9 protein-coding genes are annotated in these 10,555 nt (G+C 69.3%); 6 read left to right on the forward strand and 3 right to left on the reverse strand.

Features of this window, described 5'->3' with window-relative positions; genetic code table 11:
* Positions 1-82: 82 nt before the first annotated feature.
* Positions 83-1,060 (reverse strand): alpha/beta fold hydrolase, encoded by a 978-nt coding sequence (locus BM172_RS20925; protein ID WP_026634825.1) that lies wholly within the window; start codon positions 1,058-1,060, stop codon positions 83-85.
* Positions 1,061-1,199: 139 nt separating this feature from the next.
* Between BM172_RS20925 and BM172_RS20930 the strand changes: the two genes are divergently transcribed.
* The 5 genes from BM172_RS20930 to BM172_RS20950 all read left to right on the forward strand — a co-directional run bounded on the left by BM172_RS20930 (position 1,200) and on the right by BM172_RS20950 (position 6,841).
* The gene (locus BM172_RS20930) at positions 1,200-2,039 is read left to right on the forward strand and encodes a helix-turn-helix domain-containing protein (RefSeq protein ID WP_026634826.1); all 840 of its coding nucleotides are present in this window, start codon (positions 1,200-1,202) and stop codon (positions 2,037-2,039) included.
* 148 nt (positions 2,040-2,187) lie between these two features.
* Positions 2,188-2,931 (forward strand): hypothetical protein, encoded by a 744-nt coding sequence (locus BM172_RS20935; RefSeq protein ID WP_026634827.1) that lies wholly within the window; start codon positions 2,188-2,190, stop codon positions 2,929-2,931.
* Between the two features lie 36 nt (positions 2,932-2,967).
* Positions 2,968-4,353 carry an XVIPCD domain-containing protein gene (locus tag BM172_RS20940; RefSeq protein WP_051548530.1) on the forward strand — a complete coding sequence of 462 codons (1,386 nt, stop codon included), beginning with the start codon at positions 2,968-2,970 and terminating at the stop codon, positions 4,351-4,353.
* Between the two features lie 260 nt (positions 4,354-4,613).
* The gene (locus BM172_RS20945; RefSeq protein ID WP_026634829.1) at positions 4,614-5,141 is read left to right on the forward strand and encodes an FHA domain-containing protein; all 528 of its coding nucleotides are present in this window, start codon (positions 4,614-4,616) and stop codon (positions 5,139-5,141) included.
* On the forward strand, positions 5,138-6,841 hold the full coding sequence (locus BM172_RS20950) for a serine/threonine-protein kinase (protein WP_026634830.1): 1,704 nt from the start codon (positions 5,138-5,140) through the stop codon (positions 6,839-6,841). Before BM172_RS20945 ends, BM172_RS20950 begins: the two co-directional genes overlap by 4 nt.
* Here BM172_RS20950 and BM172_RS20955 read toward each other — a convergent pair.
* Together BM172_RS20955 and BM172_RS20960 are read right to left on the reverse strand one after the other, a co-directional pair.
* Positions 6,838-7,773 carry a LysM peptidoglycan-binding domain-containing protein gene (locus BM172_RS20955; RefSeq protein ID WP_231504177.1) on the reverse strand — a complete coding sequence of 312 codons (936 nt, stop codon included), beginning with the start codon at positions 7,771-7,773 and terminating at the stop codon, positions 6,838-6,840. The two genes, BM172_RS20950 and BM172_RS20955, sit on opposite strands and share 4 nt — an antisense overlap.
* A 331-nt stretch (positions 7,774-8,104) precedes the next feature.
* Positions 8,105-8,965, reverse strand: a complete 861-nt coding sequence (locus tag BM172_RS20960) for a LysR family transcriptional regulator (protein WP_026634832.1) — start codon at positions 8,963-8,965, stop codon at positions 8,105-8,107.
* Between the two features lie 130 nt (positions 8,966-9,095).
* Between BM172_RS20960 and BM172_RS20965 the strand changes: the two genes are divergently transcribed.
* Entirely contained in the window at positions 9,096-10,109 is a 1,014-nt protein-coding gene (locus BM172_RS20965; protein WP_026634833.1) for a LacI family DNA-binding transcriptional regulator, read from the forward strand.
* Positions 10,110-10,555 lie beyond the last annotated feature (446 nt).

The raw sequence follows: 10,555 nt of genomic DNA on the forward strand, positions 1-10,555 counted from the left end.
GCTGTGTTGAGCAGAATGCGGAGGCTCGCCGGACCGGCAGGATCTTGCTGATATTGATCAGTGCCGCTGTGATGACGAGGCCTCAGCGGATATTCCATAGACGGTGGGTCTCCTCTGCGATAATTTCAGGGTATTCCTCCTGGAAGAACAGCTTTCCGTCGGCTACTTGCCGAATCCCTCTCGACTGCGGAAACGTCCGATCCAGATACTCCGCATCCGCCATCACGAAGATGTCGTCGCTCGCTCCCCACACGATCCGCACCGGCACTTGGCTGCGCTTGAGCGTTGCCTCGATGCCGGCCAAAGGATTCGGTTCCAGCGCCACATGGAAAGCGTGGTACTGCTGGCGGCGCAGCGCCGTGCTGACCAATGGCGTGACGTAGTAATCGATCGTCTCGTCCGCGAAGCGGCTCGGATCGTGAAACACCGCCGCACCGAAAGTAGAGCGCGCCAGTGCGCGATCGGTCAGCCATTTCGCCGTCGCCTCGGCGAGCGTGCCATTGCGCGCCATCTCGATGGCGGGTTTGACCTTGGGCGGCGGGCTGTCGATCTCCACGTCGCAGTTGGTCAGCAGCAGGGTGCGTACGCGCTCCGGATAGCGGACGAGGAACAGCTGCGCCACGGCGCCGCCGCTGTCGCTGGCGACGATGTCGACGTCGTGGATGGAAAGCCTGTCCAGCAGCGCGGCGAGCATCGCGGCCTGGTCGGCGGCGGCCAGCGACTGGCCTGAGAGCGGCTCCGAATACCCCAGGCCCATGAAATCCGGTGCGATGCAGCGGCGATGCGCGGCGAGGCGATCGATGGCGCCGCGCCACTGGTAGCTGTTGAGCGGCGCGCCGTGCAGGAACAGCGCCGCCTTGCCGTGCCCACGGTCGACGTAGGCGATGCGGCCGAATGGCAATTCGGCGTAGCGGCGCATGGCGCGGAAGGCGGCCGCACCGGTAGACGGTCTTTCGCCGCCGCCGGACAGGCCGTGCGCCTGCGCCAGTGTGATCAGGCCGGCTGCCGCGCCGGCGGCCAGGGTGGCGAGGCTGTACTGGAGGAACTGACGGCGTTGCATCGATGCGGGCTCCGGGTGGGGATGGCGGCCATGCTGGCGCCGCGATTGCAGCGGCGCGTGCACGAATGGCCGGCGCCGGGCACGGATGGATGATTTCCGGCACATGCCGCCCGTCCGGGATCGGCGAACGATGGCGGGCATGACCCGCCGGCCCGACTGCTATCCCGACCCTTCCGCCGTCGGCCCGTTGCCGCTGCTGGACGTGCTCACCTCGCCCGTGCCGTCGGGCCGGTTCGATTCGCCGGTCGACCATCGCCACGTGCTGTGCCTGCACCTGGGCGAGCCGGTGCCCGTCTCTTACCGCGCCGGTCGCGTCGAGCGGCAGGGTACGCGTCTGCATGGACAGTTCTGCGTGGTGCCGGCCGGTTCCAGCACGCGCTGGACGCTGATCGCGCCGGCGACCTCGCTGCTGCTGCGCCTGTCGCCCGAGCTGCTGCGGGAAAGCGCCGCAGCGATGGGATCGGGCGACACGGCGCTGGCACCCTCGATCCACCTCCGCGACGCCCAGGTGGAACGCATCGGCTGGATGATGCAGGCCGAGGAGCGCGAGCGGCATCCCGGCGGCCGCCTGTTCGCCGACAGCCTCGCCTCTGCCCTCGCCTCGCGGCTGCTGGTGCTGCAGACGCGCCGGGAAACGCCGTCGCCTGTGCGCGCCCTGCCCGCATGGCGCCTGGGCCGCGTCATCGAATACATCGAGGCTCATCTCGACGAAGACCTCGGTCTGCCGGAACTGGCCGCCGTCGCCGGCTACAGCCTGTCGCACTTCAAGCCGCTGTTCCGCCAGGCCGCGGGCATGCCGGCGCATCGCTTCGTGATGGAGCGGCGCGTCGAACGCGCGCGCCTGCGCCTGCAGGAGGGCAGGCTGAGCCTCACGGCGATCGCATCCGAGGCAGGTTTTGCGCATGCGGGCCATATGGCGCGCTGCGTGCGGCGGGTGCTGGGTATCAGTCCTTCGCAGATCGTGCCAACGAGGCCTTAGAAACATCCGAACATGCCCGTCGCATGAAGCCGTTCACATCCCCGCGTTACGGTTAACTGCATTTACACCCGGCTGCCGCATAAAGCCGGTAAAGTCCCGCCGCTACAGTCATTGCAGGAAGCCAAGCGTGATGCGAAGGAGACGTCGGATGTACAAGATCGCCAGGGCCGGACTCGCCTTGTCCGTGCTGCTGCTGGGCCAGGCCGCCTGCGCCGCCCCCGCGCCGGACCTCAACGCCATCGTCAAGGCGGTGATGGAAGACCAGTACGGCAAGCAGTATGACGCCAAGCACGCCTGCTGGAGCTATACCCACACCACCGAGCAGGGCGACGACCTCACCTACTGCATGCAGCCGGGCAAGCCCGAGCTGGTCGACACGGCCAAGGGCAAGCAGCTGTTCGTCTACGCCGCCAACGCGTACGACATCCACGACGACAACCGCTACAGCTACGGCCAGACCGATCCCGGCCTGATGGGCGCGTTCCAGGTCAGCATCGACGCCAAGGGCGCATGGACCTTCGTGGCGATGGACAGCGCGATGGAGTTCGGCAGCAACGGCTACTGCGGCTGCAACAAGGCCGGCCTGGTCAAGCTGAGCAACCAGGGCGACTACGGCTGGCTGTTCGTCAGCGGCGGCGCCTTCCAGGGCAAGGTGGTGGCCGACTACAGCATCGTGATGCCGCGCCAGGGCGGCTTCGTCGACGTCAGCCGCATCCCGCAGACCAAGTCCGGCGAACAGGACGTGACCTACGACCTCAAGGTCACCGAGCGCCCCGGCGCCGGCCTGTTCCCGCTGCTGGTGACCAAGACCAGGGCGAAGGCCAAGGTCGAGGACCTCACGGTGAACTTCGATCCCAAGAAATACGCGTACCAGCTGCCCGGGGCCAAGTAACGCGCACCGGACAACGGCATTCACGGAGGAAACGACATGTCCAAGATCGACGAACGTTGGGAAGCGAACAAGCAGGATCTGGCCGACGCGGCCGCCAAGGCCGGCATCGAGCCCGGCCTGATGGCCAAGATCGCCGGCTTCGAATCGGGCTACAACCCGCACGCGCGCCCCATTGCCGGCGCCAAGCACGCCGAGCTCAACACCGTCACGCAGTTCGACGGCACCAAGGCGATGTCCTCGGCCTACGGCTACGGCCAGTTCCTGGACGACACCTGGGTCGGCATGGTGCACAAGTACGGCGAGAAGTACGGCGTGCCCAACGCCGACAAGCTCACCGCCGACCAGATCAATTCGCCGGAGATGCGCAACAACTCCAAGCTGCAGGCCGGCATGCTGGCGGAGTTCACCAAGACCAACATGGAGCTCGGCGCCAAGCTGGGCGGCCCGGATGCGGATGCCAACGTCTATGCGCTGCACAACCTCGGCCAGGGCGGCGGCACCAAGTTCCTCAATGCCTTGAAAGCCGACCCGGACCAGCGCGTGGATCACGTGCTGTCGCACAAGGTGATCGAACGCAATCCCGGCCTGTATGGCGACGGCAGCATGACGGTGGCCGAGGCCTACAAGGGCATGGGCCAGCAGATGGACAAGTACGCCAAGTACGCCCAGGAGCTGGACAAGGGCGTGCCGGCCAAGTCGGCCACCGCGCCGGCCGCCCCGGGCGCGTCCACCGCCAAGCCGGAGGCGCCCGCCGCGGCGCCGCCGAAGCATCCGGCTCCGGCCGGTCATGCCGTGCTCAAGGAGGGCGACAAGGGCCAGGACGTCAGCGCCCTGCAGAAGCAGCTGCACGACCTGGGCTACAAGGGCGCCGCCGGCAAGCCGCTGCGCGTGGACGGGCATTACGGTCCGGGCACCAAGGGCGCGGTGGAGGCCTTCCAGCACGACCACCACCTCAAGCAGGACGGCGAAGCCGGCCCGCTGACCCAGAAGCAGCTGCAGACCCAGACCAGGCTGCATGCGCAGGAACAGGCCGGCAAGCCGCTGCTGAACCAGCCGGGGCATCCGCAGCACGCGCTCTACAACCAGGCGCTGGACGGCGTGCAGAAGCTCGGCGGCGGCGCCTCGGCCGGACAGCGCGAAAACTTCGCCGGCTCGCTGGCCGTCGAGGCGCAGCGCAACGGCCTGAAGAAGATCGACCACGTGGTGCTCAACGACGACGGCTCACGTGCCTGGGCCGTGGAGGGCGACCTGCGTTCGCCGTTCAAGCAGCACGCCGAGGTCAACGTCGGCCAGGCGGTCAACACCCCGCTGGCGCAGAGCAGCGCCTCCAGCGCGCAGCTGCAGAGCGCGCCGGGCCAGGAGCAGGCGCCGCAGAACCAGCAGCAGCAACAGCAGCAACAGCTGGGATCGATGTCGCGCTGATCGACGGATCCGGCCGCTTGCCCGGCGCCTGCCGGGCCATCACTCCGCCAGGCGACAAAGCCGACGTAGGTTGGGGTGAGCCGCAGGCGAACCCCAACATCGTTAGCTGCAAGTGCACCGCAGCGTTGGGGTTCGCCTGCGGCTCACCCCAACCTACGGCGCTGCGGCGCTTGTTCCGGTTGTGCGCCCGATCAAGCTTTGATCGCCATAGCCGACATATGTTGGCTACAGTGTCGGACTGATCCGCAGCGAAACGCGTCATGGAAACCCATCGAGCCAGCCCCCCGCCCCGCCGTTCCGCCGGCCCGCAAGGTACGCGGCTGTTTTCGGCCGAGGAACTGAAGCGGCTCGCCGCCGAGACCGAGCCGGATACCGCCGGCCGCGCCAGCGCCACCTCGCCGGTGCTGGAAGGGGCCTCCGAAGGCTTCGAAGGCCGCCGCCTGGCCCTGCATGCGGGCCGCCAGACGGTGGGCCGCGGCGGGCATAACGACGTGGTGATCGACGACCTCAGCGTGTCGTCCACCCACGCCTGGATCATGCATCAGCAGGGCCACTACGTGGTCATGAACACGCTGTCCACCAACGGCACCTTCGTCAACGGCCAGCGCGTGCACGAGGCGCCGCTGCGCCACGGCGACCGCGTGCGCTTCGGCCAGGCGGAATTCGTGTTCCTCACCCGCGAGCCCGGCGGCCGCATGCGCGCCGTCACCGGCTGGCTGATCGCCGCCGTGGCGGTGGCACTGGCCGGCGCCGCGGCACTGGCCTGGTGGGCGACCACGCGCGCATGAACGCTGTCGCCGCGCCGCGGATGATCGGCCGCTACCGCATCGACGGCGTGCTCGGCGCGGGCGCGATGGCCATGGTGTATGCCGGCTTCGACCCGGGCATCGACCGTCCCGTGGCGATCAAATGCCTGCACCGCCGCGCCGCCGCGCGCGGCCTGGAAGAACACCTGCTGGCCGAGGCGCGCGCCGCCGGCCAGCTGGTCCATCCCAACATCGTCACCATCTTCGACACCGGGCGCACCGAGGACGGCCGCGCCTATGTGGCGATGGAGCGCTTGCCGGGCGAAACCCTGGCCAGCCGCGTCGCGCGCGAAGGCCTGCCGCCGCTGTCCGTGGTTATCGAGCTGGCCACGCAGATGGCCGCCGCGCTGGACTACGCGCATGGCCAGGGCGTGCTGCACCATGACGTGAAGCCCGAAAACATCATGCTGGTCGACGACTGGCACTACGCCAAGCTCAGCGACTTCGGCATTGCCGAGCGCCGCGCGGAAGGCGCCGGCGACGGCCGCATCATCGGCGGCACGCCCGCCTACATGGCGCCGGAACGCCTGCGCGGCGAGCCCTCGGATGCGCGCAGCGACCTGTTCTCGCTCGGCGTGACGCTGTACTGGCTGGTCACCGGCAAGCTGCCCTGGCCGGACATGCCCGACCTGCCGCGCCTGTTGCGCGAACGCCAGCGCCTGCCGCATCCGTCGATCGATCCGATCGACCCGGCCACGCCGGCCATGCTGGTGGGCATCGTGCGCACCCTGCTGTCGCCGACGCCGGCCACGCGCTACCAGCGCGGCGCCGAGGTGATCGACGACCTGCGCCTGGCGCGCAAGGAGTACGAGCGCGCGCACGAGTCGCCGCTGGCCTCGCGCATCATTTCGCTGCGCACGCGCTGGATCGGTGCTCTGGCGGCGATCCTGTGCGTGGTGCTGCTGGCCGGACTGGCCGCGATCTACGCCAAGCAGAACACCGCGGTGAACGGCCTGGCCACGGACTTCGGCGGCTCGCTCGGCCGCGTGGTCGCCGCCGAGGCGGCGGAGAACCTGCTGCTGCACGACGACGCGGCCACCCGCGCCCTGGTGCAGGATGTCTCGCGCAACCAGCAGATCCATTACCTGGCCATCGCCAACCGCGCCGGTGCGGTGGTGGCGAGCACCGCGCCGGCCGAACTCGGCGGCGTGCTGCCCACGGCCCCCGCTTCGCGCAGCGCACTCGCCGACGGCGTGACCAGCTACCAGCGCCGCGCGAACGGCGCGGACGAAGGCATGCTGCTGTTCGACGTGCCGATCCGCTACCAGGACAAGGACGTCGGCCTGCTGCGCCTGGGCGTCAGCACGGCGCCGCTGGCCGCCGCCCAGCGCACCACCTTCTGGGTGATCGCCGCGGTGCTCGTGCTGACCCTGGCGGCGATGGTGGGCGCCGCCTACGCGCTGTTCCGCCGCCCGCTGGCGCTGCTGGGCATGCTCGGCGAGGCGATGCTGCGCGTGGCGCGCGGCGAATACGGCTACCGCATCCGGCTGGCACGGCGCGACGAACTCGGCCGCCTGTTCGCCACCTTCAACCTGATGAACAGCTCGCTGCAGGCGCGCCAGCCGGGCGAAAACCCCGCCGCGCCGGGCGCCGCCGCGGATGCGGCCGCGCAGCCGACCCTGGTGCTGCAGGCCGACGACGACAGCGAAGAACCCGCGCCGCAGGCGAACTCGCGGTCCTAGAGCTGCTTCAGGCGCTGCTTCAGCTCGACCGCGCGGGCGCGATAGATCACCGCCCGCTCGTAGGCGGGGTCGATATCCAGCACGTGGTCCCACAGCGCGATCGCCTGGTCCAGCTTCTGGTCGCGGTACAGCAGCACCGCGCGTTCGTGATAAGTGGACAGCAGCTGCTCGCGCAGCTGCTGGTCGCCCGCGGGCTTCAGGTGCGGATCGAGCTTGAGCGCCTGGTCCAGCTTCGCCAGCGCATCGCTCTTGCGACCCTGCCGCAGCAAGGCGGTGCTTTCCGCCTGCAGGCGCGGCGCATCGACGGGGCCGGCATTGGCCGTGGCCGCCGGCGGCGATGCCGGCGCCGGAGCCGGGGCGGTTGCAAGCAAGTCATCGGCGGTGGCGCGCACCACCAGGGTGTCCGCCGCCGGCGCGCGCGACGGCGCGGTGGGCAGGCGCACCGTATCGCCGACGTGCAAGGCGGACGGGTCGTTCGAGCCGTTGTAGCGCGCCAGGATCAGGAAGCGGCTGGCGTCGCCCAGGTAGCGCGAGGCCAGCGTGCTGTACGAATCGCCCTGCTGCACCACGTAGTTGCGCGAAGCCGCGCCCAGCGCTTCGCGCGGGTCGGCGGTGAGCTGGCGCAGCAGGCCCTGCGCGGCGCGGTCGCCGGGGTAGCGGGCCAGGTACTGGCGCAGGCGGCGTTCGCCGTCGGCGTAGCGGCCGTACTGCAGATAGGTGTTGACCACCGTGGCCGGTGGCATCAGGTCGCCATCGCGAACCTCGCCGCTGTCAGCGGGTGCGGACTTCGGCGTGGGCGGGCCGTTCAGCGCCTTGTTCACTTCGGAACGGATCACGCTCACCCGGGCGCAGCCGGCCAGCGCAAGCAGGGACAGGCCCAGCGCGATGTGCCGCCAGCCGCTTTCCCAGCGCCGGGAATACAACGAAACCACCACTGCTCCACCCCTGTTTCTGTGCTGGTGCCGCCGGCCTGGCCGGCAGCGCCCCAAGGCGGCGATCTTCCGGATCGCCGGCCCTACCGCGTTCTCCCGGGCCATCATCGGCGTGGGAAGAGTGCAGCGACATTAGCGCCGACGCGGCCGGCGCGCGAGAGGGCATGGCCCGGACGGCGCGGTTTGGCCCATCGGGACAAGCGCCGGCACCCTTGCTCGTGCGGGCGGCGCCCCTCGAAGGGCGTAGGTTGGGGTGAGCCGCGGGCGAACCCCAACGTTGCGATGCATATCCATGTTGCGATGTTGGGGTTCGCCTGCGGCTCACCCCAACCTACCCCGCCAGCTGCTTGAATGCTTCCGCGAGTGTCTGCAGGGCCTGCCGCGAGCGGCGATCGTTGAGCCCCGTGTAAAGCGCCACGTCCTGCCGCGGCAGCGCCGGCAGCGACAGCGCCGGTCCTACATCGACCGTGCCGCCCGGCGCCGCGCGACGGGCGAGCACGGCGATGGCCAGCCCGGCCGCCGCCGCGGCGCCCAGCACCGCCGCGCCCTTGCCGATAAAGACTTCGGTCCAGGCGATGCCGGCCTGGTCGAGCGCCCGCACCGCCGCCGCGCGGATGCTGCAGGACTCGCCCTGCGTCGACAGCGGCAACGGCTCGCCGGGGCGCGCTTGCCAATGGGCGGCGGCGATCCAGGCGAACTGTTCCGCATAGATCACCTCGCCCTCCTGGCGGCGGCTTTCCGGCTGCATCACCAGGATCGCGTCGAGCGCGCCTTCCTCGTACGCCTGCAGCAGTTCGCGCGAACCGCCCACGCGCAATTCCAGCAGCAGATGCGGGTCATGCTCGTTCATATGGCGCAGCAGGGCCGGCAGCTCGCTGCCGACGATCAGCTGGCTGATGCCCACCGTGAGGCGGCGGCGCTCGACGTGGAACGACGACACCGCGCGCTCGTGCGCGCCGACCAGGGCGCGTGCCGCCTCCAGGAACAGCGAGCCCTCGGCCGACAGGCGCACCTGCCGCGGCGTGCGCTCCAGCAGGCGCCGGCCCAGCTGTTCCTCCAGCCGCCGCAGCTTGAGGCTGAGCGCCGACTGCGTGGTGGCCAGCGACTGCGCCGCGCGCGTGAAGCTCTGCAGGTCGGCGATGAAGACGAAGGCCTTCACGGCATCCAGGTCGAGCGCTTTGGTGGACTTCATCGAGGCGGTTCCAGTGGCCGGCCCATGGGATTGCCGGATAGTGCGGCGGTTCCGCGCGCCGGGCGCCTCCTTGTAAAGCGTCCGGCGCGGCAGGCATAGTCCCCTGCGGCAGTCGACGTGGGGTACATGCATGCGGGTCCGCCTGGAAGACGTAGCGCGCGCGACGGGCGTGTCGCCCAAGACGGTGTCCCGCGTGCTGAACGAGGAACCATCGGTCAAGGACTCCACGCGCAAGAAAGTGCTGGCCGCGATGGAGCAGATGAACTACCGGCCCAGCCCCGCGGCGCGCGGCCTGGCCGGCAGCCGCTCGTTCCTGATCGCCATGCTGTACGACAACAACGAAAACCCGGCGTCCACCTACCTGGCCGAGATCCAGGACGGCGTGCTCGATGCCTGCGACGCGCACCGCTACAGCATGATGGTCAGCCCGCTGCGCCTGCGCGGGCATGATCCGATCCGCCGCATCGACGCGCTGGTCGCCGACCACCATATCGACGGCGTGATCATGACCCCGCCGCTCACCGACCACGCCCCGCTGCTGCGCCGGCTGCAGGAGCACGGCGTGCCGTACGCCTGCATCTCGCCGCTGCATCGCGACGAGGCGATCGGCGTGTGCATGGACGAGCAGCAGGCGGCGAAGGCGGTGGTGCAGCACCTGGTCGAACTGGGGCACAAGCGCATCGGCCATATCGTCGGCATCGCCAACCACGGCGCGAGCCGCTGGCGCCTGCAGGGCTACAAGGATGCCTTGGCGGCGGCCGGGTTGGCGTTCGATCCGAAGCTGGTGGTGCAAGGGGAATTCACCTTCGGCTCCGGCGTGATGGCGGCGCGCGGTCTGTTCGAATTGGCAAAGCGGCCGACGGCGATCTTTGCGGCCAATGACGATATGGCGGCCGGTGTGATGTGGGCAGCCAACGAGCGCGGGCTGAAGGTGCCGCGCGATCTGTCGGTGTGCGGCTTCGACGACACGCCGCTGGCGACGCAGTTGTGGCCGCCGTTGACTACCGTGCGGCAGCCGAGCCGCGAGATGGGTAAGCTCGCTACCTTGCAGTTGATGGACAAGCTGCGTGGGCGTGGTACGGGGTTGTTGCTGCAGGTGCCCTACACATTGCAGTTGCGCGAGTCGACCGCCAAGCCGGCATGACAGCATCCGCGTAGGTTGGGGTTACGGGCTGCTGAGGCAGCCCGTAACCCCAACGGACGCTGGGGCATGAGGGGCGCAAGGTCTTGGGAAGGTTTGTTGGGGTTACGGGCTGCCTCAGCAGCCCGCCCTTCGGGCCATCCGCTACGCGGATGTTCGCTACGGCATCCTGCCTTCGCAGTCGCCTGCGGCTCACCCCAACCTACGTGGACGCTTCTTTATCGCTTGGTGCATCGCCAATTGACAGCGCTGTCATTTCTGGCAGGCTCACGGCTTCGGGGCAGCTCCTGGGGAGTGCCGATGATTTTTATCGTGAAGGGGAGAACAGCGTGCTGGCGTTTGTCCGTCGTTTGCGTATCGCACCGATCGCCTTGGCCATCGCCTTGGCTTGCCTGCCGCTAGGCGCCGCACCGGCCGCCGATACGGCCGTCCATCCCGAGCAATGGCCC

Origin of the sequence: Dyella marensis, from assembly GCF_900112865.1 — a bacterium.
Taxonomy (GTDB): Bacteria; Pseudomonadota; Gammaproteobacteria; order Xanthomonadales; family Rhodanobacteraceae; genus Dyella_D; species Dyella_D marensis_A.